Source organism: Nocardioides ureilyticus (assembly GCF_051280745.1).
GTDB lineage: Bacteria > Actinomycetota > Actinomycetes > Propionibacteriales > Nocardioidaceae > Nocardioides.
Map to the genome: position 1 here is coordinate 63,880 of NZ_JBNCOG010000006.1, position 23,085 is coordinate 86,964.

A 23,085-nucleotide genomic window follows, 5' to 3' on the forward strand; every position below is an offset into this window, starting at 1 on the left:
CGGAGAGCCGGCGTGCCGCCGGTAGATTGGGCGCGTGCTCGACACCGTTGCCGTCGCCGCCGAGGACCCGACCCACGCCCAGCCCTGGGCCGATCTCGGCCTCAAGGCCGACGAGTACCAGCGGATCCACGAGATCCTCGGGCGCCGCCCGACCAGCTCGGAGCTGGCGATGTACTCGGTGATGTGGAGCGAGCACTGCTCCTACAAGAGCTCCAAGGTGCACCTGCGGCAGTTCTCCGAGCTCGCCCAGGAGACGCCGGCCGGCAAGATGCTCGCCGGCATCGGCGAGAACGCCGGCGTGATCGACATCGGCCAGGGCTACGCGGTGACCTTCAAGGTCGAGAGCCACAACCACCCGTCGTACGTCGAGCCCTACCAGGGCGCCGCGACGGGCATCGGCGGCATCGTCCGCGACATCCTCGCCATGGGTGCCCGCCCGGTGGCGGTGATGGACCCGCTGCGCTTCGGACCCCTCGACGCCGAGGACACCCACCGGGTGCTGCCCGGCATCGTGGCCGGTGTCGGCGGCTACGGCAACTGCCTGGGCCTGCCGAACATCGGCGGCGAGGCGGTCTTCGACGAGACCTACCTCGGCAACCCGCTGGTCAACGCGCTCTGCGTCGGCGTCCTGCGCCACGAGGACCTGCACCTGGCCAAGGCCAGCGGGGTCGGCAACAAGGTGGTGCTCTACGGCGCCCGCACCGGCGGCGACGGGATCGGCGGCGTCAGCGTGCTGGCCAGCGAGACCTTCGACGCGGCCGAGGACGGCACCAGCGGGCCGGCCAAGCGCCCGGCGGTGCAGGTGGGCGACCCGTTCATGGAGAAGCTCCTCATCGAATGCACCCTCGAGATCTTCGCGGCCGGCCTGGTCGCGGGCATCCAGGACCTCGGCGGGGCCGGGCTCTCGTGTGCCACCTCCGAGCTCGCCAGCGCGGGTGACGGCGGCATGCACGTCGACCTCGACCTGGTGCCGCTGCGCGACTCGACCTTGGCTCCCGAGGAGATCCTCATGAGCGAGTCGCAGGAGCGGATGATGGCGGTCGTCGAGCCCGACGACGTCGAGGCCTTCCTCGCGATCTGCGCCAAGTGGGAGGTCGACGCGACCGTCATCGGCGAGGTCACCGACACCGGGCGCCTGCAGATCGACTGGCACGGGGAGCGGGTCGTCGACGTGCCCCCGCGCTCGGTCGCCCACGACGGCCCGACCTACCAGCGCCCGTTCGCCCGCCCCGGCTGGCAGGACGCCCTCCAGGCCGACCGCGCGGAGGCGCTGCCACGCCCGCAGGGCGCCGAGGAGCTCCGCGAGACGCTGCTGCGCCTGGTCGCCAGCCCGAACCTCTGCGACAAGTCCTGGATCACCGACCAGTACGACCGCTACGTCCGCGGCAACACCGTGCTCGCCCAGCCCTCCGACAGCGGCATGATCCGCGTGGACGAGGAGACCGGCCTCGGCGTCGCCGTCGCCACCGACTGCAACGGCCGCTTCGCCAAGCTGGACCCGTACGCCGGCGCGCAGCTCGCGCTCGCGGAGTCCTACCGCAACGTCGCGACCGGCGGCGCCGTCCCGCTCGCGATCTCCGACTGCCTCAACTTCGGCTCCCCCGAGGACCCGGCCGTCATGTGGCAGTTCGCCGAGGCCTGCCGCGGCCTCAAGGACGGCTGCGCCGAGCTCGGCGTGCCCGTCACCGGCGGCAACGTCAGCCTCTACAACCAGACCGGCGAGACCGCGATCCTGCCGACCCCCGTCGTGGCCGTGCTCGGCGTCGTCGAGGACGTCGCCCGGCGGACCCCGTCGGCGTGGAGCGAGCCGGACCAGGCCGTCGTCCTCCTCGGCGAGACCCGCGAGGAGCTCTCCGGCTCGGAGTGGGCACACGTGGTGCACGGCCACCTCGGCGGCACTCCGCCGCGGGTCGACCTGCCGGCCGAGAAGGCCCTCGCCACCCTGCTCCACGAGGGCGTCGGCCTGCTCACCAGCGCCCACGACCTGGCCGACGGCGGCCTCGCCCAGGCGCTGGCCGAGGCCTCGATGCGGCACATGGTGGGCGCCACGGTCGCCGTCGGCGCCGTCGCCGACGACCCGTTCGTCGCGCTCTTCTCCGAGTCGACGGCGCGCGCGCTGGTCACCGTGCCGGCCGGGGACTTCGACCGGCTCCGCGACCTGGCCGCGCGCCACGGCGTACCCCTCACCGAGCTGGGCACCACCGGCGGCGACGCGCTGGCCGTGGAGGGCGCCTTCGAGGTGCCGCTGCTCGAGCTGCGGTCGGCGTGGATGGCCACGCTGCCGGCGGCGCTTGCCTGACGGCCTGCTCGTGACGGGGGCCTGGACGGTCCCCGACGCCGAGCTGTCCGAGCGGTTCTCCCGCTCCTCCGGGCCGGGCGGCCAGGGGGTCAACACCGCCGACAGCCGGGTGGAGCTCTCCTTCGACGTCGCCGGCGCGGCGTCGGTGCCGGACCACCTGCGCGCACGGGTGCTCGACCGGCTGGCCGGGAGGCTCGTGGACGGGGTGCTGACCGTCGTGGCGAGCGAGCACCGCACCCAGCTGGCGAACCGGAAGGCCGCGCGGGAACGGATGGCCTCCGTGCTCCGTGACGCCTGTGCCCCGCCGCCGCCGAAGCGGCGCCCGACCCGCCCGACGCGCGGCTCGCAGGAGCGGCGGATCGCGGCGAAGAAGCGCCGCGGGCAGCTCAAGCGCGGCCGGCAGGGACCCTCCGAGTGAGGGGGACCGGCGCCATCCGCGCCGGGCGCCGCGGGGTGCTCGCCGGCACCGCCCTCGGGGCACTGGCCGCCTGCAGCGACGACCCGCGACCCGACCGCAGCACGAGGAGTGACGACGTGACCGGAGCACCCGCCCCACGACGGATCGAGTACGGCGACCACCCCGCCCAGTTCGGCGTGCTGCACCTGCCGGCGGGGGAGCCGAGGGGCGTGGTGGTCGTGGTCCACGGCGGCTTCTGGCGGGCGCAGTACGACCTCTCGCTCGGCACGCCGCTGGCCGAGGACCTCGCGGCCCGCGGCTGGGCGGCGTGGAACATCGAGTACCGCCGGGTCGGCGGGGGCGGCGGGACGCCCGAGACCTTCGACGACGTGGCCGCGGCCGTCGACGCGCTCGCAGGGCTGGACCTCGACCTCTCCAGCGTGGTCACCCTGGGCCACTCCGCCGGCGGCCACCTCGGCGCCTGGGCGGCGTCACGGACCCGTCACCCCCGCTGGTCCGGCGGGGTCGAGGTGACCGGTGTGATCTCGCAGGCGGGGGTCCTCGACCTGCGGCGGGCCCTCGACGACGGCGTCGGCGGGTCGGCCGTCGCGGACCTGCTGGGCGCGGCCGGCGTGCCCGAGCCGGTCGTGCCGGCCGAGCTCGACCCGGCCCAGCAGGTGCCGCTCGACGTACCCGTGTGGTGCGTGCACGGCCGGAGCGACGACATCGTGCCGATCGACCAGTCCGAGGGGTACGTCGCCGCCGCCACCGCCGCGGGTGCCGAGGCGGAGCTGGTCGCCGTGGCCGGTGACCACTTCGTCGTCATCGACCTCGACAGCGCGGCGTGGACGGCGGTGGTGGAGGTCCTCGACCGCCGAGGCTGAGGTCGACGCCACCGGGCACCGGGCGGTGGGGGGTTCGACGACCGAGGAGGGCGAGATGGACACCATGACCCGCACGAGCGGGACCGGCGGAGCGACCAGGACGGCCCGCACCGTGGGCGTCGAGGAGGAGCTGCTGCTGGTCGACCCGGAGAGCGGCCGGCCGCTCTCGGTGGCGGGCAAGGTGCTGCGTCGCACCGATGCCCCGGCGCAGCGGCGGCGGGTCGGCGTGCCGGAGGCCGGCGACGACAGCCCCGGCGGCGACGTCGGCGCGGAGATGCAGCAGCAGCAGGTCGAGACCGACACGCCGCCGCGGAGGGACCTCGAGGAGCTGCAGGACGATGTCGAGCAGTGGCGGGCGCTGACGGTGCGGTCGGCGCGCGAGGTCGGCGCCCGGGCTCTCGCGGCCGGCACCTCGCCCCTCCCGGTGCGGCCGCAGCCGCAGCACGACGAGCGGTACCAGGAGATGACCGACCGGTACGGCCTGACCGCCGCCGAGCACCTGCTCTCCGGCTGCCACGTGCACGTCTCCGTGGCGGACGACGAGGAAGGCGTGGGCGTCCTCGACCGGGTCCGGCCCTGGCTCCACGCGCTGCTGGCGCTCAGCGCCAACTCACCGTTCTGGCAGGGCCAGGACAGCGGCTACGCCAGCTTCCGGTCCCAGGCGATCGTCCGGTGGCCCTCCGCCGGGCCGTACCCCGCGTTCGGCTCCGCCGCGGCCTACCGACGTACCGTCGAGGCCATGGTCGGCACCGAGGTCCTGCTCGACCCGGACATGGTCTACTTCGACGCGCGGCTCTCCCAGAGCTACCCGACGGTCGAGGTACGGGTCGCTGACGTGTGCCTCGACGCGCGGGACACCGTCCTCGTCGCGGGGCTCGGTCGCGCGCTGGTCGAGACGGCCGCACGGGAGTGGGCGGAGGGCAGGCCCGCCTCGGAGGTGTCCACCACGCTGCTGCGGCTCGCGAGCTGGCGGGCCGGCCACGACGGCGCCGGCGGGGCGCTGCTGGACCCGGGCAGCTGGGAGCCGCGACCCGCCCGGGCGGTGCTCGAGGCGCTGGTAGACCACGTCCGTCCGGCCCTCGAGGACGCCGGTGACCTGACCCGCGTCGAGCGGGGGGTCGACCGGGTGCTCACCACGGGCAACGGCGCCGGCCGTCAGCGGGCGGCGCTCGAGCGGACCGGCCGGCTGACCGACGTCGTCGCCGAGCTGGCCCGGGTCACCGCCGGGTATACCGACTGAACGTCTCGGCGTCGGGGAGGTCGATCCCCGCCACGCTCTCGCAGGCGCCGAGGTAGGAGCCCAGCATCGCGGTCGCCACGTCGCCGACGGTCTCGTCCGAGGGCAGGAAGTCGGGGTGGTGGAGGCCCGGCTCGTCGGGCCGGCCGCTGCCCACGCCGGTGAAGACCATCAGCGAGGGGCACACGGTGCAGAAGTAGGAGAAGTCGTCGGCCCCGCAGGAGCGGTGCGGCGGCGCCGGGGCGAGGCCCGCGTGCTCCAGCCAGATCGCGGCCGCGGTCGCGAGGGTGGGGTCGTTGTCGAGCACGGGCGCGCCGAGCGAGACCTCGGCGCGCGCCTCGCAGCCGTGCACCTCGGCGACGGCGGTGGCCGTCGACTCGATCGCCCGGTGCAGCCGGGTCCGGTCGTGCTCGTCGAAGGTCCGCAGGATGCCGGTCATCCGCACGGCCGACGGCACGACGTTCGGCGAGTTGCCGCCCTGGATCGAGCCGATCGTCAGCACCGTCGGGTTGGTGGGGTCGACCTGGCGGGAGATGAGGTGCTGCAGGGTGCCGATCAGGTCGGCGGCGGCGACCACCGGGTCCGCCGTGAGGTGAGGGTACGCCGCATGCCCGGGCCGGCCCTCGACCTCGACGACGAACTGGTCGGCCGCCGCGTTCACCGGCCCGGCGGTCGCGGCGAAGCAGCCCTGGGCCAGTCGGGGCTGCACGTGCACCCCGATCACCGCCCGGACGTCGTGCCGGTGGAACGCCGCCGCATCGACGACGTCGCGGGCGCCCGAGGGAAGCACCTCCTCGCGGGGTTGCAGGACGAGCAGCATCGCCAGCGGTGCGCCGGCCTCTTGCAGCGTCTGCGCCACCGCGACCGCCCCGGCCACGTGCACGTCGTGGCCGCAGGCGTGCATCACGTCGCTGCGGGAGCGCCACGCGACGTCGTTGCGCTCGACCACGGGCAGCGCGTCGAGCTCGGCCCGGATGGCGATGCTCGGGCCGTCGGCAGGGCCCACCCGCACCAGCGCGCCGCCACGCGGCAGCCGCTCGTGCGGAAGCCCCAGCACGTCCAGCACGGCGTCGGTGGTGTCGGCCTCGTCCCCGCTCAGGCGCGGCTCGCGGTGGATCCGGTGCCGCAGCTCGACGGCGTCCGGGAGCTGGTCCTGCAGCCTCCCGAAGAGTCCTGCGAGGCGGTCTGGCGTCCAGACGGAGTCCATGGCCGGCACCCTAGCGACGTGGCCCCCACCGGGAGGGGCCGCCCGGACCGCGCCGAGGCACGGACCGGGCGGCCGGATCGGTCAGCGCGCCGCCGGGTCGCCGGGGTGGCCGTGGTGGTGCCCGGCGTGGTGCGCCGAGGACCGTGGTGCGGCCGGCGGGGGGCGGTGACCGGTGCGGTCGCCGTTCACCGAGCGGGTGCTCCGGGCGTACTTGGTGATCGCGTGCTTGATGGCCGCGGTGTTGGCCCGCAGGGCGTCCATGCTGAGGTTGCCGAGGTCGTCGCACTCCGCGTGGTAGCACGGGTCGTAGGCCTCGCCGGCCACGCCGCCGAACATCTCCGCCTCCTCCTCGGTCTTCACGCCTTCAGCGCCGGTGAACAGCCCGCCCGCGGGGACGTTGAGCGCGATGAACGGGCCGTAGTCGCTCCGCCCGCTGAACTCCGTCTCCACCGATCCGGTGCCGAGCCGCTTGAAGAACCGGTGGAACGTGCGCTCGATGGCTGCGGAGCCGGCCGGAGCCTCCGCGGCGTCCGGGCCCACCGGGAAGGCGGAGTTGTCGCCGTCGTAGACCATCAGCGCGTAGTTGGGCGAGCCGACCATGTCGAAGTTGAGGTAGAGCGCGATCTTCCGGAAGCGGCCGGGGTGCTTGGTCGACAGCTGCTCGACGTAGTGCTCGGCGCCGAGCAGGCCGAGCTCCTCGGCGCCCCACCAGGCGAACCGCACCCGGTTGCGCGGCTGGGCCTTGCCGCCCATGGCCTCGGCGACCTCGAGCAGCGCGGCGCTGCCGCTGCCGTTGTCGTTGATGCCGTTGCCCTCCAGCACGCTGTCGAGGTGGGCGCCCGCCATGACGACGTTCTTGGCGCGGCCCTTGGTCTCGGCCAGGACGTTCCAGGTGGTCCGGATCTCCGAGGCGGTGTCGGCGACCATCCGCACCACGGCCCCGTCGGCGGTCAGCGCCTGGCCGACCGCGAAGCTGGTCCCGAAGGCCGGGATGGTCGCGACCGGCCCGCCGAGGGTGCCGGCGAAGGAGTCGGTGCGCCCCTCGGTGCCCTGGTTCATGACGAGGACCGCGCTCGCCCCGGCCTCCTGCGCGTTGACCACCTTGTCGGCGAAGGCGCAGGTGCCGCGGCGCACGAGGGCGACGTTCCCGGCGGTGAAGCCGGCGAAGTCGGCGGCCTCGCAGCCGCTCGTGGAGCCCTCGAGGTCGTCGAGGGTCAGGTCGACGGCCTGCACCGGCCCGCTGACCTCGCCCGCGGCCGAGTAGGTCATCAGGTGGAAGTCGGTCTCCTCGGTCCACGCCTGCTGGCTCGGGGCCGTCTGCTCGAGGGTGGAGGGGCCCAGCTGCTCGAAGAACGGGAACTCGAAGGCCTGGACGGTGGGCTTGAAGCCCGCCTTGCGGAGCTTCTTCACGACGTAGTCGCGCGACGCGCGGTACCCGGGCGTGCCGGAGGCACGGCTGCCGTGCCGGTCCCCGATCGCCTCGAGCTGCTGCAGGTGGAGCATGACGCCCGCCGCGGTCCCGTCGGGGTGGTGACGGGCCGAGCCGGGCTCCGGTGCGGCGCCGGCGGGTGCCTGCGCGAGCGAACCGGTGAGGGCGAGCGCTGATGCCGAGACCAGCGCGGCAGCAGCGCGACGGCGGCTGCCGGAGAGATGACGTGACACGGAGGGTCCTTCCCGAGATGGTGCCCGCCGCCGGGCCGGCCGCGGTGGCGATACCGTAAAGCCATGTGACGTCCGGCACAATGGTCGGTGGTCTGGTGTCACAGTGGGCGCCGCGGGCGGGAGTCCCCACGCGGGTGCGTCCCGGGTCGTGCCCGCTCGTCCGTACCCTCTCGTCTGTGCCCGCCCGACTCCGCCCCGCCGACCCGGCCGACGTCGCCGCCGCGCTGGCCCGCGTCCGCGCGGACACCGACGGCCGCGGGGAGAAGGACGACCTCCGGCTGCTGGTCAAGCACTACCTCGCCGTGCTCGAGGCCCGCGCGCCCGGGCGCTCGGTCGAGGTCCGGGTCCCGCCGTACGCCGCGGTGCAGGTGGTGCCGGGCGTGCGGCACACCCGCGGCACGCCGCCGGCGGTCGTGGAGACCGACGCGGCCACGCTCGTCGCGCTCGCGACCGGCGAGCTGGCGTGGCGCGAGGCCGAGGCCGCCGGACGTCTCCGCGCCAGCGGCGAGCGGGCCGACCTCTCGCCGTACCTCCCGCTGGGGTGAGCCCGGGGGTGACCAGCGGCGGGTGGCCAGTGGGGTGGCTAGCGTGGGGGCATGACACGCCGCCCCACCTCCGACGAGCTCCGCAGCAAGGTCACCGAGGTCCTCCCGCGCCTCAGGCAGGACCTCGAGGACCTGGTCCGCATCGAGTCGGTGAGCGCCGACCCCGCCCGGGCCGCCGAGGTCGAGCGGAGCGCCGAGGCGGTGGCCGAGCTCTTCCGGGCGGAGGGCTTCTCGACCGTCGACATCGTGCGCGCCGGAGGTGGCGCACCGGCGGTCATCGCGCACAAGGCCGGGCCGGAGGGCGCGCCCACCGTGCTCCTCTACGCCCACCACGACGTCCAGCCGGAGAACGACCACGCCGACTGGGACTCGCCCCCGTTCGAGCCCACCGAGCGCGACGGCCGCCTCTACGCCCGCGGCGCCGCCGACGACAAGGCCGGCATCGCGGCCCACCTGGGAGCCCTGCGGGTCTTCGGCGACGAGCTGCCGGTGAGTGTCACGATGTTCATCGAGGGCGAGGAGGAGATCGGCTCCGAGACCCTCCCCGCGCTGCTGCGCGAGCACCAGGACCGGCTGCGCTCCGACGTCATCGTCATCGCCGACTCCGGCAACTGGGACATCGGCGAGCCTGCGCTCACCACCAGCCTCCGTGGGCTGGTCCGCGCCGACGTCGAGGTCCGCACCCTCACCCACGCCGTCCACTCCGGCATGTGGGGCGGTCTGGTCCCGGACTCGCTGATGGCTCTCTCCCGCCTGATCGCCTCGCTCCACGACGACGAGGGCAACGTCGCGATCGCCGGGTTGCACAGCGGTCCGGCGGCCGACGTCGACTACCCCGAGGAGCGGCTCCGGGCCGAGTCCGGCGCGCTCCCGGAGGTGCACTGGATCGGCAGCGGCTCGGCCGTCGAGCGGCTGTGGACCAAGCCGTCGCTCTCCATCACCGGCCTGGACGCGCCCAAGGTCGACGGCGCCAGCAACACGCTGGTGCCCGCCGCCCGGGCGAAGATCAGCATGCGCGTGGCTCCGGGCGACACCACCGAGAACGCCGTCGCGTGCCTGCGCGCCCACCTGGAGGCGCACGTGCCGTGGGGCGCCCAGCTGACCGTCACGGTCGTCGACACCGGCGAGGCCACCCAGATCGACGCGACCGGGCCGGCGTACGACGCCGCGCGCGAGGCGTTCGCCGAGGCGTGGGACGGCACGGCGCCGGTCGACATGGGCGTCGGCGGGTCGATCCCCTTCATCGCCGAGTTCCTCGACGCCTTCCCGCGGGCCAGCGTCCTGGTGACCGGCGTGGAGGACCCGGACACCCGGGCGCACGGGGCGAACGAGGGGCTCCACCTCGCCGAGTTCGAGCGCGTGGTGCTGGCCGAGACGCTGCTGCTGGACCGGTTGGGGGCCATGCCGGGCTGACCCGGGGGAGCGCACGCCCCGCCCCGGTTCCGTCCCATCCACCCTGCCGGGGCGGCCTACGTCCGCATCCGGGAGGTCATCGAAGAGAGCGCCTGCGGGATGCGCCGAGCCGGTCGGTCGGCGACTCCGGTCACCCCGCGGCCGGGAGCCGCACGCGGAAGGCGCTGCCGACGCCGAGCTCGGACTCCACCTCGATCCGCCCGCCGTGGCGGTCGACGATCCGCGCCACGATCGCGAGCCCGAGGCCGGTGCCCGGCTGTGCGACCGCAGCCGGGTTGGTGGAGCGGAAGAACTCCTGGAAGAGCCGCTCCTGGTCCTCGGCGCTGATCCCGAAGCCCTCGTCGGTGCAGGTGAGCACCGCCTCGTCGCCCTCGCGGGCCAGGCTGACGGTGACGATCCGCCCGGCCTCGGTGTACTTGACCGCGTTGCTCACCAGGTTCGCCAGCAGGCGGTCGAGCTGGTCGGGGTCGCCGAGGGCGAGCACCGGGTACGCCGGGGCGTCGACCCGCACGGTCAGGTCGCGCTTGCGGGCGGTCATGCCGACCAGGTCGACGACGTCCTCCGCGACCGTGCGCAGGTCCACCGGCCGCACGGCGAGCGGCGTGCTCGCGTCGTCGACCTTCGAGAGCAGCAGCAGGTCGTCGATGACCCGCACCATCCGGCGAGCGCCGCGATCGATGGCGGCGAGAGCCGCCCGCACCGCGGTGTCGACCTCCTCGTCCTCCAGCATCTCGAGGTAGCCGACGACGGAGGTCAACGGGTTCTTCAGCTCGTGGGCGACGGTCGCGATCAGCTGGCCCTTGTACTGGTCGAGGGCCTGCAGCTCCTCCACCAGGCGGTGCTCGCGCTCGAAGGCGCGCACGTTCGAGATGGCGGTGCCGAGGTCGCGGCCGATGTCGAGGGCGGCGCTGGCCTCGGTCTCGGTCCAGGCCGCGTCGGCGTGGCCACGGGTGAGCACGAGGTTGCCGAGGCAGTCGGGACCCACGCCGAGCGGGACGAAGAGGATCGACCCGACGTCGATGGTGTCGAGGAAGTCGACGATCTGTGCCCGCTCGTCCTCGGTCAGGCCATCGCGGAGCCGGCCGCGGGCGACGACGACGGTCTGCTGGGCCGCCCAGGCCTGGCGGGCCGAGACCTCCGCGATCGCGACGATCCCCTGGGGGAGCACCACGGTGCTGCCGTCGGCCGCCCAGGTGCTGCCGGTGCCCAGGCCGTCCTCGTCGAAGGTCTGGATCCACATGCCGAGGGCGCGGAAGCCCTCGACCAGCGCCTCGTTGGACTCCTCGAGGATGCGGGCCAGCGAGCGCTGCCGGGACGCGCCGCGGACGACGCGGCGGGCGGTGTCCGCGAGCCGGACCTGGGCGGCCAGCTCCTCGCGCTCGAGCTCCAGCAGGATCGCCCGCGCGGCCTGGTCGGCGTACCGCTCCAGCAGTCGGCGCCGGCGGGCGTCCGGGCGACGGCCGTCGTCGGGCACGTCGAACGAGACGAGACCGCGCATGACGCCGTCGGGGTCGCGCAGCGGCGCGGTGAGCATGTCCAGCGGGTGCCAGGCTTCGGGGTCGTCGTCGGGGACGACGCTCGGCGGCACCCACGCCCACTCCTCGGTGCCGGGCAGCAGCCGCTCGTGCGGGACGAACTTCAGCGGGCCCCAGTCCTCGGCGACCTCGAGCTCGGCGGTGATCAGGTGCAGCGGCGTGCGGCGGCCGGTCAGGAAGGCACGGGCGTCCTCGTCGCCGGCCACCGCGACGATCTCCAGGCGCTCGTCGCGGACGATGCCGATCGCCCCGACGCCGAAGCCGGCGACGACCGTGATCCCCTCCGCGATGAGCTGCAGCGACTCCTGGGTCTCCGCGGTGATGGCGGGAAGCCCCACGGGCCGGGTGGCGTGTGCCGGGTCCGGGGCTGCGGCGGTGCCTCGGCTCATCGGCTCTCCTGGGTGGCGCGAGGGGGGATGAGCGCCACGATACGGAGCCCGACCCGCCGGGGTCCGGCGATCGGCCGGAGACCATCCGATCGGTCCGCCGGGACGCCCGAGGGGGTGGTGCCCTCGGCGAAGCGGTGCCGCATGCGCCCCGCCGGTACGATCGGGACGTGCCCTACCTCAGCAGCAGTGGCAGCTCCCGCAGTGGCAGCTCACGGCGGGGCGGTGACGGCCGGCTCACCGCTGCGCTCGACCCCCAGGAGGCCGGCCCCCAGGACGCGTGCGGGGTCTTCGGCGTGTGGGCGCCGGGGGAGGACGTCGCCAAGCTCACCTACTTCGGCCTGTACGCGCTCCAGCACCGCGGCCAGGAGTCGGCCGGGATCGCGGTCAGCAACGGCCGGCAGATCCTCGTCTACAAGGACATGGGCCTGGTTTCCCAGGTCTTCGACGAGACGACGCTGGAGTCGTTGCGCGGCCACGTCGCGATCGGCCACTCGCGCTACTCCACGACCGGCGCCTCGACGTGGCAGAACGCCCAGCCGACGTTCCGGCCGACCGCCGACGGCTCCATCGCCCTGGGCCACAACGGCAACCTGATCAACACCCACGAGCTCCGCGAGGCGGTCGAGGCGCTGCCCGGACCCGATGACCAGCTGGAGCTGCACACCCGGCCGGTCGAGTCCTCGACGAACGACACCGGCCTGGTCACGGCCCTGCTGGCCCACCACCCCGACACGACGCTGGAGCAGCGCGCCCTCGAGGTGCTGCCGACGCTGCGCGGCGCGTTCTGCTTCGTGTGGATGAACGAGGACACGCTGTACGCCGCGCGCGACCCGCAGGGCATCCGTCCGCTCGTGCTCGGGCGCCTCGACCGCGGGTGGGTCGTCGCGTCGGAGGACGCGGCGCTCGCCACGGTCGGCGCGAGCGTCGTCCGTGAGGTCGAGCCCGGCGAGATGCTGGTCATCGACGACCAGGGGCTGCGCTCCCACAAGTTCGCCGAGCCCGCGCGCAAGGGCTGCGTCTTCGAGTACGTCTACCTCGCCCGCCCCGACGCCACCATCAGCGGGCGCAACGTCCACGAGGCCCGGGTCGAGATGGGCCGGCGGCTGGCCCGGGAGTTCCCGGTCGAGGCGGACCTGGTGATGCCGGTGCCGGAGTCCGGTACGCCGGCCGCGTCCGGCTACGCCCAGGAGAGCGGCATCCCCTTCGGCCAGGGTTTCGTGAAGAACGCCTACGTCGGGCGCACCTTCATCCAGCCCAGCCAGACCCTCCGCCAGCTCGGCATCCGCCTGAAGCTCAACGCGCTGGAGCACATGATCCGCGGCAAGCGGATCGTGGTGGTCGACGACTCGATCGTCCGCGGCAACACCCAGCGGGCCCAGGTGCGCATGCTGCGCGAGGCCGGCGCCCTGGAGGTGCACGTGCGGATCTCCAGCCCTCCCGTGAAGTGGCCGTGCTTCTACGGCATCGACTTCGCCACCCGCGCCGAGCTCATCGCCAACGGCCTCGACGTCGACGAGATCGCGGCCAGCGTCGGGGCCGACAGCCTCGGCTACATCTCGCTCGAGGGCATGGTCGAGTCGACCGGCCAGCCGGCGACCTCGCTGTGCCAGGCGTGCTTCACCGGCGAGTACCCCGTGGCGCTGCCCGACGAGTCGCTGCTCGGCAAGCACCTGCTCGAGGCCACCTTGACGTCTCCCACCATGGGCAAGGCGCTGCCCGTGCTCAACAACCCGTGAGGATGCTCCTGTGAGCGAGCCCCGAGACGCCGTCGAGCCCCAGAACGCCTACGCCGAGGCCGGCGTCAACATCGAGGCCGCGGACACCGCCATCGAGCTGATGAAGGGCTGGGTCGCCAAGGCCAGCCGGCCCGAGGTGATCGGTGGGCTCGGCGGCTTCGCCGGGCTCTTCGACGCCAGCGCCCTGACCCGCTACAAGCAGCCGCTGCTGGCGACCTCCACCGACGGCGTCGGCACCAAGGTCGCGATCGCGCAGGCGATGGACGTCCACGACACCATCGGCTTCGACCTCGTCGGCATGGTCGTCGACGACCTGGTCGTCTGCGGGGCCGAGCCGCTGTTCATGACCGACTACATCGCCACCGGCCGCGTCGTCCCCGAGCGCATCGCCGCGATCGTCAAGGGCATCGCCGAGGCGTGCCAGGTGGCCGGGTGCGCCCTGATCGGCGGCGAGACGGCCGAGCACCCCGGCCTGCTGGGCCCGGAGGAGTACGACGTCGCGGGGGCGACGACCGGCGTGGTCGAGGCGGACCGCCTCCTGGGCCCCGGCCGGGTGCGCCCGGGCGACGTCGTCCTGGCCATGGCGGCCAGCGGCCTGCACTCCAACGGCTACTCGCTCGTCCGGCACGTGCTGCTGGGCTCCGGCGACCACGGCGGCGCCGGCTGGGCGCTGGACCGCAACGTCCCCGAGCTGGGCCGGTCGCTGGGCGAGGAGCTGCTCACGCCGACCCGGATCTACGCCAAGGCCTGCTTGGAGCTGGCGGACCGCACGGGCGTGCACGCGATGTCCCACGTCACCGGAGGTGGTCTCGCGGCCAACCTCGAGCGGGTGATGCCGGTGGAGCTGGTGGCCACCGTCGACCGGTCGACGTGGACGCCCCAACCGATCTTCGATCTCGTCCGCAAGGTCGGGGACGTCTCCCAGCACGACCTCGAGATGACCCTCAACTGCGGCGTCGGCATGGTCGCCCTGCTCCCGCCGGGTGACGTCGACGAGGCGGTCCGCGTCCTCGAGGGGCACGGCATCCGCGCCTGGGTCGCCGGCGAGGTGCGCGGCGACGCCGGGGACGGCCAGCCGGGCGGCAGCGTCCGGCTCACGGGCCAGCACCCCGGCTGGTGAGCCGGTCGCCGGTGCCTCGCCGACGCCTCGCGGGTGGCGGCCCCGGCGATTCGTCCCCCCGGACGTGCGGGAACAGCCAGCCAGCAGGTAGCGTTGTCGCCACGGAGAATTTCTGAGGACAGCCCGGGAGCCACTGTGCCCCGGCCAAGTTGCGAGGGGGCTGACCCTATGGGGCGCGGCCGAGCGAAGGCCAAGCAGACGAAGGTCGCCCGCGACCTGAAGTACCGGACTCACGAGACGGACTTCGGGAAGCTGGCGCAGGAGCTGCACGGCGGTGAGACGGACCACCAGGAGACCGAGGTGGATCCGGAGATCCTCGAGAAGTGGGCGGACGTCGTCGAACCCCACCGCGATTGACCCAGCGCAGGACGCTGGGTCAGCAGCGCTGTGGAGCGGTGTGACGGTGGCCTAGGCCACTGACCGCATCACGACGACGTCGCCGTGGGTGCCGTACCCGGGCAACCGACCGCCGGCCCCCGTGCCGTCGAAGGTGACCAGGAGCCAACCGCCTCCCTCGCCCTGCGCGAGGGGGACGAGCGTCGGCCACGGGATGTTCGAGAGGTACGGCGCGTCCAGGCGCGCCGTACGGCGCAGTGGCCCGTGCTCGCCCGGTGACACCGGGTGGGCCGGGTAGCTGCGCTCGCGCTGGTCGCTCGCGAGCAGCCACCACTCGTGGCCGTGCCGCAGCAGCGTGGTGCCCTCGGTGGCGCGTCGCCGCGGATCGGACCCGAGGAGCCGGAGCTGCTCGAGGTCCGGCCCTCCGGCGAGCGCCGGGTGGAACTCGAAGTACCGCCGCGCGTTGACGAACCCGACGAGCCACTCGCCGGGTCCGGTGCGGACCAGGTGCGGGTCCCACACGCCGACGGACGCCAGGCCGTCGGTCGGCAGGTGGAGAGGACCGGCGTCGAGCACGTGGGTGCCGCGCAGGAGGTCCTCCCGGGAACGGGCGAGGGTCACGCCGACCGCCCGACGGCGGTCGAAGTCGCCCCACGTGCTCGTGGCGACCAGCCAACGGTCCCCGTCGCGGACGAGGTGCGTCGCATGGTCGCCGAGCACCCGGGGGCGGCCGCCGGGTCGGCGGAAGAAGAGGTCGCCCGTGTGCGTGAGCGCCAGGGTCGTCGGGTCCAGGGACCACACCGACGTGTGCGCGGTGTCGAAGAAGCCCGGTCCGGCGCTCGTGGCCGTCAGGTGGAAGGGCGTCCCAGCGCCTCCCGGCCGGTACGCCGTGCCGTCGGCGCAGGTGACCAGGCGCAGGTCGCGCAGTCCGAGCTGCCCGAAGCCGCCCCAGGCGTCGCCGGACCCGTCGCCGACCAGCCCGGCGAGCCACTCCTCGTCGTGGGTGTCGAGCCGGTCGGTCAGGTCCACCCGGCCGCGGACGGCCCAGGACCCGCGCTCCCGCACGAGCACACTGAGGTGGGTGCCGGTGAGCGCCATGCCGATCCGGTCGACCGGCGCCCGCCCCCGCCCGTGGCGCCGGGATCGGTGGCGGGTCGTCGTGCCGCCCGCGGTCACCTCCAGGCGGGCCACGCCGTCGTACGACGCGCGCAGCCGGACTGCTCCGGCCGACATCGCCAGCGCGTCGCCCGGCGCCCCCTCCAGGGCGACGTACGGCGCCACGACGGTCGCGCGCGGCGTCGCCCAGGGCCGGACCAGGTCGACCGGTCGATGCCGGGCGACCACCTCGAAGGCGGGCAGCACCGGGGTCAGCATCGCGCCGGTGCCTACCCGCCCACAGCCGCACGCAGGGCGGCCACCGCGCGCGCGACCTCCCGGTCCAGCTCGGCGAGCATCGGGTCCAGGTCGGCCGTGGTGCCGCCCTCGGTGCGGTCCTCCAGCCGCTGGGCGACCTCGGCGACGCGGGGGAGCCCGAGGTTCAGCGCGCTCCCCTTGAGCAGGTGGCTGGAGGTGCAGGCCAGGTTGGCGTCGCCGGCCGCGGCGGCGCCCTTGATGGCCTGGACCTGGCCGTCCACCCGGCCGAGGAACGAGGTGGCGGTACGGACGAAGAAGCTGACGCCGTCCTTGTGCAGCTCGTCGAGCATGTCGACGCGTTCCTGGTCCAGCACCGGGGAGGTCGCGCCGGGCGCTGGGGTCGGGTCGGGGGTGGCCACGGCGCCGACCGCCGGCCTCGGCTGCCGCGCACTCGGCCGGGTCCAGCGGCGCAGCACCGTGTCGAGGTCGGCGGGGTCGACCGGCTTGGTGAGGAAGTCGTCCATCCCGGCGGCCAGGCAACGCTCCCGCTCGCCCTCGAGCGCCGACGCGGTCATCGCCACGATGGGGACCCGGCGGCCGGAGGGCTCGCGGCGTCGGACGGCCCGGGTGGCGTCGAAGCCGTCCATCCGCGGCATCCGGCAGTCCATCAGCACGGCGGCGTACCCGTGGTCGCCGGTCAACCGGTCGACGGCCTCCTCGCCGTCGGAGGCGACGTCGACCTCGTAGCCGCGGCTCTCCAGGATTCCGGTCGCGACCAGCTGGTTGACCGGGTTGTCCTCGACGACCAGCACCCGCAGGCCCAGCGCCCGCTCGGCGAAGACGGGGCGCACCACCGGTTCCTGCTCCTCGTCCCCGAGGACCGAGAGGAGCACCTCGTGCAGCTCCGCGTGGCGCACGGGCTTGCCCAGCGTGGCGTCGAAGCCGGCCTCGCGGGCCCGCGAGGCACCGACGGCCTGGTCGGAGGAGAGCAGGACCAGGCGCAGGCGCGGGACGGACTCGTCGTCGCGGATGCGGCGGGCCAGCTCCAGGCCGTCGGCGCCCGGCATGACCAGGTCGAGGAGGGCGACGTCGAAGGGGTTGCCGTTCCGCGCGGCCTCGCGGAGCGTGGCCACCGCCTCCTCGGCGGAGGCGACCGCGACCGGGCGGGCCTGCCACGCGGTCAGCTGCTCGTCGATGATGAAGCGGTTGGTCTCGTTGTCGTCGACCACGAGCACGCGGCGTCCGGCGAGGTGCTGGGCGCGCCGCGCCCGCCGCCCCGGCGTCGGGTCGGCCGCAGTGGCGAACCGTGCGGTGAAGGTGAAGGTGCTGCCCCGGCCGGGTTCGCTGTCGACCGAGATGTCGCCGCCCAGCGCGTGCACCAGCTGCCGGCTGATCGCCAGCCCGAGGCCTGTGCCGCCGTGCCGACGGGTGGTCGAGGGATCGGCCTGCGTGAAGGCCTCGAAGAGCTGCGCCCGGCTCTCGACCCCGATGCCGACGCCGGTGTCGCTGACCTCGACCTGGAGCACGATCCCGGCCTCGGTGCGCTCGGCGACCGCGGCGTGGACGAGCACCTCGCCGCGGTCGGTGAACTTCACGGCGTTCGACGTCAGGTTGGCGATCACCTGGCCGAACCGGACCGCGTCGCCGCGGACGACCGCGGGCACGTGCGGGTGGCAGGCCACGACCAGCTCGAGCCCCTTCTCGTGCGCGCGCGGGCCGAGCACCGCCGCCGTCTGGTCGAGGACCGACCGCACGTCGAAGTCGGCCGTCTCGAGCTCGAGCTTCCCCGCCTCGATCTTCGAGAGGTCGAGGATGTCGTTGATGATCGCCATCAGGGTCAGGCCCGCCCCTTGGAGACCGTCGACGAGGCGCTGCTGGTGGTCGTCGAGCGGGGTGCGGCGCAGCAGGTCGGTCAGGCCGATGACGCCGTTCATGGGGGTGCGGATCTCGTGGCTCATGGTGGCGAGGAACTCCGACTTGAGCCGGGAGGCCTCCATCGCCTGGTCGCGTGCCTCGGCCAGCTCGGCGGCGGTGAGCTCCCGCTCGGCGACGACGCCGAGCTGGTTGGCGACCTGCTCGACCAGCAGGCGGGCGTGCTCGTCCGGGGGTGCCTCGTCGGCCAGCACGCAGATCACGCAGACGACCTCGCCGCGAGCGGCCACCGGGACGTGGATCAGGCTGTGGGTGTCCGCGAGGTCGCCGGGTGCCGGCTGCACGTGGATCGTGCCGGTGGCGCGCGCGTGCTCGGCCGCCTCGCGCTGGGGCCCGACCGGGGTGTCGAAGTCGATCAGCGTGCGCAGCCGGCCGGCAGCGTCGGGCACCTGCACGGCGACCGGTGTCCACCCGCTCGAGGTCGCGGGCAGGATGTCCGCCGCGACACCGATCGCCTCACCCAGGGTGCTGGCCTGGTTGGCGGCCGCGGCCATCCGCTGCAGCAGGAGCAGCCGGCGGTTCGCCTCCGAGGCCTCCTCGTCGGCGAGCTTCAGCTCGGTGACGTCCTGGGCGGTGCCGCTGACGACGTACCGCCCGTCGGAGCCGCGCTGCCCCCGGCCCATGCAGCGCGCCCACCGGACCGTTCCGTCCGGCCTCACGACCCGGGTGTCGAAGGAGACGGTGTCGCCGTCCTCGATCGCCGCCCGGAGCGCGTGCCCGACCGGCTCCCGGTCGTCGGGGTGCACGATCTCGAGCAGCGCCTGCAACGTGGGTGTCCACTCCGCCGGCGACCGGCCCGCGATGCGGTACATCTCCTCCGACCACTCCGCGACGTCGGCGACGGGGTCCCACACCCAGCTGCCGAGCCGGGCGATCTCCTGCGCGGCGGCCAGCTGTCCCTCGCGGGCGCGCAGCTGCTCGACGACCGCGTCCCGGTCGGGGTCCGGGGTGCTGCGCACCAGCCACCGCCAGCCGTCGCCGAGGCCGTCCGGCAGCTGCGTGGTGGTCACCAGGGCCGGCACGAGGCGGCCGTCCGCGTGCCGTAGCCGGGTGCGCGGGTCCGGGCCGGTCGCCCGCAGCGCCGGCCCGGTGCCGTCGGGGAGCAGGTCGGTCCACGGTCGGCCGAGGAGCTCCTCGACGGATCGGCCCACCGTCTCGGCGAAGGGGGAGTTGGCCCACCGGACGGCACCCGAGGCGTCGACGAGGCACAGCCCGTCGGTGGCCGTGCCCACGACGGCGCGCACGACCTCCTCCGGAACCTGCTCCATGGCCTGCTGCTCACCCCCCGTGGTGCTCGTGCGTGGTCATCGTGCTGGTCGGAACCGCGCCCGTCCTGGTCGCGTCGTAGCAAGCATGAGCCTTGCACGTGCGGCGCGTGCCGTCCTCGCCTGTTGGTTCGGTCTGCTGGCCTCGATCGCGGCCTCGGTGGCCGTCGTCGTGGGTGCCGCGGCACCGGCTGCTGCGTGCTCGTGCGCGGTGATCGGCGCGGCCGAGCACGTCGAGATGGCCGACACGGTCTTCACCGGTGTGCTCCAGGAGCAGCGGGACGACGGCCGTCGGGTGACGTACGAGTTCGTCGTCGACAGCGTCCTCGAGGGCGACCCGGGGGAGCGGGCCGTCGTCCGCTCCGGCGCGTCCGGCGCCTCCTGCGGGTTGGGACGGCTGGCCGAGGGTGAGCGGTACGTCGTCTTCGCCACCGACGGGCGGGCGAGCCTGTGCGGCGGCACGTCCCGGGCCGGGCCGTCGTACGTCGCCGACGTCGAGGCCGTCACCGGCCCCGGGCGACCCCCGGCGGGGGCGGAGACGGGCGGCGGGAACGCCGACGCCGGTGCGTCGGCGGAGCAGGACGGGACGCTGGCCACCGCGGCCGTGGTGGGTGCCGCGGCCGCGGTGGTGCTGGGCGTCGTCCTGGTCCTCACGCGGAGGCGGCGGACGCGGTGAGCCGGGGGGCGGTCACAGCGAGCGCCAGGCGTCGCCCGCCTGGTCGTGGCCGTGCGCGGCCATCTGGGAGAGGCCGCCGTCGACGACGTAGCTGCTGCCGGTGACGTAGGCCGCCCGTGGCGAGCACAGGAACCCGATGACCGACGCGACCTCGTTGACGTGGCCGGGACGGCCGAGCGGGTTGCCCGGCCGCTGCTGGTGGTAGGCCTCCTCGGTGTCCTGCCCGGTCATCTCCGTGGAGATCTCGCCCGGGGCGACGGAGTTCACCGTGATCCCGTGCTCGCCGAGCTCGAGCGCGAGGACCTGGGTCAGGGCGCCGAGACCGGCCTTGGCAGCGCAGTAGGCCGCCGCGCCGAGCCGGGGGAGGTGCTCGTGGACGCTCGTGACGTTGACGATCCGCCCGCCCTGGCCCGCGTCGACCAGGTGCCGGGCGGCGGCACGGCAGGTGAGGAACGGCCCGTCCAGGTCGGTGGCCAGGACGCGCCGCCAGGTGTCGAGGTCGGTGTCGAGCACCCGGCTGCTGTGGCCGGTCCCGGCGACGTTGACGAGCGCGCCGAGCCCGCCGAGCTGCTCGACGAGGCGGTCGACCACCTGCCCGGCGTCGTCGGAGGAGGCGTCGTAGGGCTCGACGAACGCGCGCTGGCCGCGGGCCTCGATCGCGCGCGCCGTCCCCTGGGCGCCCTCGACGTCGGTGTGGCAGGTCAGGCCGATGTCCCAGCCCTCGACGGCGAGGAGCTCGGCGGTGGCGCGCCCGATGCCGGAATCGGCACCGGTGACGATGGCGAGGCGGGGGATGTTGGTCATGCGGCGTCGGTACCCAGGCGCGCGGCCGACACGACCTCCGGCAGCAGTGCGGCCGCGATCACGGCGTACCCGGCCGAGGACGGGTGGAACCGGTCGGCCGAGAAGAGGGAGGGGTCCCGCCCGAAGGCGTCGGAGCCCCGGTGCTCCGGATCGGCGACGCGGCCGCCGTGGGCCCGGACCATCTCCTCCTGCAGCCGGCGGAGGCGGTCGCTGGCGGCTCGCACCGGGCCGCGCAGGGCCGGCGGGACGTGCGGCACCGCACTGAGGTCCGGAGCGGCGGCGACGACGACCTCGGCGCCGGCCGAGCGGAGCCGGCGTACGGCGTCGGCGAGGTCGGCCGCGGCCTGCTCCGGTGGCACCTGGTGGGTGACGTCGTTGGCGCCGATGACGACCACGGCCAGGTCCGGCCGCAGCGTCAGTGCGCGGTCGACCTGGGGGCGCAGGTCCGCGCTGCGGGCGCCCGGGACGGCGAGCACCTCGGCCCGCGCCTCGACCCCGTGCTCGGCCAGGCCCACCACCAGTCGCGGCGCCAGCCGGTCGGCCGGCCTGCTGGCGCCCTGGCCCCAGGCGATCGAGTCGCCGAGGACCACCAGGGAGATCGGCTGTCGGGGCGGCCGCGTCGTCGGGTCGGGGCTCGTCATGCCGGCGCCGGTACCCCTTCGGGTCTGTCCGCGGCGCCTGGAGCGGCCTAGGGTGCGGCGCATGAGGCGCCCGCCCCACGAGAACGTGGCGACCGTCCTGGTCGACCCGGTGGCGCTGCGCGAGCTCGAGCTGGACCTGATGGCGCTCGACCTGTGGGTCTGGCCGGTGGCCACCTCGCCGATCGTGGCGGACGGCCCGCGGATGGCCTTCCAGGTCCGTCGCCGGCTGGTCGAGGCCCGCCGCGGCGAGTGGGACGTGGCGAGGGAGTGGACGCCGGTCTGGGTGGCGTTCGGGGGGAGCTGGTACGACGGGGACGAGCCGCTGCCCTGGTCGGCGCACGCGGCGCTCTGGGAGGCGCTGAGGCGGCACGCGGAGCACGTGCGGTACCGCCTGGGGCTCGGGGGCGTGCCACGCCTGCCCGTGGCCCGCGAGCGACACGCGGGCTGAGCGGTCCTCTTCCGTGCACGGGAGGCCGTCCCCCTCCTACGCTGCGGCTGTGGACGCCAGGGCGCTCGAGTGCACCGCACGCGGCGACGTGCTGCGAGTGGTCGGCAGCGTCGACGAGGACGTGGTCCCCGTGCTGCGTGAGCGGCTCGCGGACTTCGTCGCGGCGCACCGTGGCCGGATGGTCTGGGTCGACGTCAGCGAGGTGGACTTCCTGCCCAGTGCCGGCATCGGTGCGCTGGTGGGTGCGCAGGGAGCGGCGGTCCGGGCCGGGGGGTTGCTCACCCTGGTGGCCGAGCCGGGGACGCTTCCGGCCCGGGTCTTCGCGCTGATGGGCATCGAGCACGACCCGACGCGCTGAGGCCGGCCCCGGTCAGCGCAGCAGCGGCTCGCCGAGGACCCGGTCGACCCGGGAGACCATCGCCAGGTCGAACGTGCTGACCAGCGCGCGCGTGGCCAGCTGGCGCAGCTGGTCGAGGGCCTGCTCGACGTCGGGCCAGTCGACGGCCGGCTTGCCCGCGTCGACGAACGGTTGCCAGACCCGTTCGACGAAGAGGCCGACGTACAACCGGGCGACACCGTCGGCGTGGCGGCGCAACCGCTCGAGCAGGTCCAGCGCCTCGGTCGCGTCGAGGTCGAGCAGCCGCATCGCCTCCTGCCCGGCCGCGAGGATCGCGGGGGACACGACCTCGACCATCGGCTCGCGGTCCTGCCCTGCCGCGTCCGCAGGGGCCTCCCGCACCAGGCCGAGCCGGACCGCGGTGTCGAGGACCTCCAGCGACTCCTCGCCCTCGATCCCGAAGCGGTCGACGAGCTCGGCGAGCGGGGTGAGCACCGGCTCGGGGCCGGTGAACATCCCACGAGCCTGCTCGGTGAAGGCGAGGAGCTGGTCGTCCGCGGACGTGTCGGAGTCGAGCATGCGGGCGATGCCGTCGAGCTTCAGGCCGGCCGACCGCAGCTGGTGCACCAGCCGGACCCGCTCGACGTGCGCGGCGCCGTAGTAGCCGGTCCGGCCGCGCAGCTCCGGCGGCGGCAGCAACTTGCGGGACTGGTAGTTGCGCAGCGACCGGACCGAGACGCCGGTCCGCCGGGCGAGCTCCTCGATCACGAAGAGGTCGGCCGGGTCCTCCGAGGCATGACCCTCCCCGTTGTCCGCCACCACGGTGACGAGCGTAACCCTTGCCTATGTGACATCGAACAATGTTACAT

At 74.5% G+C, this 23,085-nt stretch carries 20 protein-coding genes; 12 read left to right on the forward strand and 8 right to left on the reverse strand.

Going from position 1 to position 23,085, the window contains the following annotated elements:
* Positions 1-34: 34 nt before the first annotated feature.
* From purL to ACSMHG_RS05020, 4 genes are all read left to right on the forward strand, one after another.
* Positions 35-2,299 carry a phosphoribosylformylglycinamidine synthase subunit PurL gene (gene purL, locus ACSMHG_RS05005; RefSeq protein WP_435742328.1) on the forward strand — a complete coding sequence of 755 codons (2,265 nt, stop codon included), beginning with the start codon at positions 35-37 and terminating at the stop codon, positions 2,297-2,299.
* A complete protein-coding gene (gene arfB, locus ACSMHG_RS05010) occupies positions 2,292-2,717 on the forward strand; it encodes an alternative ribosome rescue aminoacyl-tRNA hydrolase ArfB (protein WP_435742329.1) in 426 nt (141 codons plus the stop codon). Before purL ends, arfB begins: the two co-directional genes overlap by 8 nt.
* Positions 2,718-2,833: 116 nt before the next feature.
* On the forward strand, positions 2,834-3,580 hold the full coding sequence (locus ACSMHG_RS05015; RefSeq protein WP_435742331.1) for an alpha/beta hydrolase family protein: 747 nt from the start codon (positions 2,834-2,836) through the stop codon (positions 3,578-3,580).
* 55 nt (positions 3,581-3,635) lie between these two features.
* Positions 3,636-4,820: a carboxylate-amine ligase gene (locus ACSMHG_RS05020; protein WP_435742332.1), complete on the forward strand. Its 1,185-nt coding sequence runs from the start codon at positions 3,636-3,638 to the stop codon at positions 4,818-4,820.
* Here ACSMHG_RS05020 and ACSMHG_RS05025 read toward each other — a convergent pair.
* Together ACSMHG_RS05025 and ACSMHG_RS05030 are read right to left on the reverse strand one after the other, a co-directional pair.
* Positions 4,798-6,024, reverse strand: coding sequence for a M20 metallopeptidase family protein (locus tag ACSMHG_RS05025; protein ID WP_435742333.1), 1,227 nt, complete (start codon positions 6,022-6,024; stop codon positions 4,798-4,800). The genes ACSMHG_RS05020 and ACSMHG_RS05025 overlap by 23 nt on opposite strands.
* Before the next feature lie 81 nt (positions 6,025-6,105).
* Complete coding sequence (locus ACSMHG_RS05030) at positions 6,106-7,686, reverse strand: M28 family peptidase (RefSeq protein ID WP_435742334.1); 1,581 nt, start codon at positions 7,684-7,686, stop codon at positions 6,106-6,108.
* Positions 7,687-7,862: 176 nt separating this feature from the next.
* On the opposite strand from ACSMHG_RS05030, the gene ACSMHG_RS05035 reads away from it, so the two are divergent.
* Complete coding sequence (locus ACSMHG_RS05035; protein WP_435742335.1) at positions 7,863-8,231, forward strand: sterol carrier family protein; 369 nt, start codon at positions 7,863-7,865, stop codon at positions 8,229-8,231.
* 51 nt (positions 8,232-8,282) lie between these two features.
* Positions 8,283-9,644, forward strand: a complete 1,362-nt coding sequence (locus ACSMHG_RS05040; RefSeq protein ID WP_435742336.1) for a dipeptidase — start codon at positions 8,283-8,285, stop codon at positions 9,642-9,644.
* 130 nt (positions 9,645-9,774) lie between these two features.
* Here the strand turns inward: ACSMHG_RS05040 and ACSMHG_RS05045 are convergent, their stop codons facing one another.
* Positions 9,775-11,568, reverse strand: coding sequence for a sensor histidine kinase (locus ACSMHG_RS05045; RefSeq protein ID WP_435742337.1), 1,794 nt, complete (start codon positions 11,566-11,568; stop codon positions 9,775-9,777).
* 167 nt (positions 11,569-11,735) lie between these two features.
* Between ACSMHG_RS05045 and purF the strand changes: the two genes are divergently transcribed.
* The 3 genes from purF to ACSMHG_RS05060 all read left to right on the forward strand — a co-directional run bounded on the left by purF (position 11,736) and on the right by ACSMHG_RS05060 (position 14,781).
* Positions 11,736-13,304, forward strand: a complete 1,569-nt coding sequence (gene purF, locus ACSMHG_RS05050; RefSeq protein WP_435742338.1) for an amidophosphoribosyltransferase — start codon at positions 11,736-11,738, stop codon at positions 13,302-13,304.
* A 10-nt stretch (positions 13,305-13,314) separates the two neighbouring features.
* The gene (gene purM / locus ACSMHG_RS05055) at positions 13,315-14,424 is read left to right on the forward strand and encodes a phosphoribosylformylglycinamidine cyclo-ligase (protein WP_435742339.1); all 1,110 of its coding nucleotides are present in this window, start codon (positions 13,315-13,317) and stop codon (positions 14,422-14,424) included.
* 168 nt (positions 14,425-14,592) lie between these two features.
* On the forward strand, positions 14,593-14,781 hold the full coding sequence (locus ACSMHG_RS05060; protein ID WP_435742340.1) for a DUF3073 domain-containing protein: 189 nt from the start codon (positions 14,593-14,595) through the stop codon (positions 14,779-14,781).
* 51 nt (positions 14,782-14,832) lie between these two features.
* On the opposite strand, the gene ACSMHG_RS05065 is transcribed toward ACSMHG_RS05060, so the two are convergent.
* Positions 14,833-16,134 (reverse strand): hypothetical protein, encoded by a 1,302-nt coding sequence (locus ACSMHG_RS05065; RefSeq protein ID WP_435742342.1) that lies wholly within the window; start codon positions 16,132-16,134, stop codon positions 14,833-14,835.
* A gap of 11 nt (positions 16,135-16,145) precedes the next feature.
* The gene (locus ACSMHG_RS05070) at positions 16,146-19,313 is read right to left on the reverse strand and encodes a hybrid sensor histidine kinase/response regulator (protein WP_435742343.1); all 3,168 of its coding nucleotides are present in this window, start codon (positions 19,311-19,313) and stop codon (positions 16,146-16,148) included.
* Between the two features lie 85 nt (positions 19,314-19,398).
* Between ACSMHG_RS05070 and ACSMHG_RS05075 the strand changes: the two genes are divergently transcribed.
* Positions 19,399-19,986 carry a hypothetical protein gene (locus tag ACSMHG_RS05075; RefSeq protein WP_435742344.1) on the forward strand — a complete coding sequence of 196 codons (588 nt, stop codon included), beginning with the start codon at positions 19,399-19,401 and terminating at the stop codon, positions 19,984-19,986.
* A 12-nt stretch (positions 19,987-19,998) separates the two neighbouring features.
* Here ACSMHG_RS05075 and ACSMHG_RS05080 read toward each other — a convergent pair whose 3' ends face one another.
* Together ACSMHG_RS05080 and ACSMHG_RS05085 are read right to left on the reverse strand one after the other, a co-directional pair.
* The gene (locus tag ACSMHG_RS05080) at positions 19,999-20,790 is read right to left on the reverse strand and encodes an SDR family oxidoreductase (protein ID WP_435742345.1); all 792 of its coding nucleotides are present in this window, start codon (positions 20,788-20,790) and stop codon (positions 19,999-20,001) included.
* Positions 20,787-21,431 carry an SGNH/GDSL hydrolase family protein gene (locus ACSMHG_RS05085; RefSeq protein WP_435742346.1) on the reverse strand — a complete coding sequence of 215 codons (645 nt, stop codon included), beginning with the start codon at positions 21,429-21,431 and terminating at the stop codon, positions 20,787-20,789. The genes ACSMHG_RS05080 and ACSMHG_RS05085 overlap by 4 nt, the downstream gene beginning before the upstream one ends.
* A gap of 61 nt (positions 21,432-21,492) precedes the next feature.
* Here ACSMHG_RS05085 and ACSMHG_RS05090 point away from each other — a divergent pair, with 61 nt between their 5' ends.
* Both ACSMHG_RS05090 and ACSMHG_RS05095 read left to right on the forward strand, forming a co-directional pair.
* Positions 21,493-21,879: a hypothetical protein gene (locus ACSMHG_RS05090; protein WP_435742347.1), complete on the forward strand. Its 387-nt coding sequence runs from the start codon at positions 21,493-21,495 to the stop codon at positions 21,877-21,879.
* A 49-nt stretch (positions 21,880-21,928) separates the two neighbouring features.
* Positions 21,929-22,237, forward strand: a complete 309-nt coding sequence (locus ACSMHG_RS05095) for an STAS domain-containing protein (protein WP_435742348.1) — start codon at positions 21,929-21,931, stop codon at positions 22,235-22,237.
* Between the two features lie 12 nt (positions 22,238-22,249).
* Here the strand turns inward: ACSMHG_RS05095 and ACSMHG_RS05100 are convergent, their stop codons facing one another.
* Positions 22,250-23,038: a MerR family transcriptional regulator gene (locus tag ACSMHG_RS05100; protein ID WP_435742349.1), complete on the reverse strand. Its 789-nt coding sequence runs from the start codon at positions 23,036-23,038 to the stop codon at positions 22,250-22,252.
* Positions 23,039-23,085: the final 47 nt, after the last annotated feature.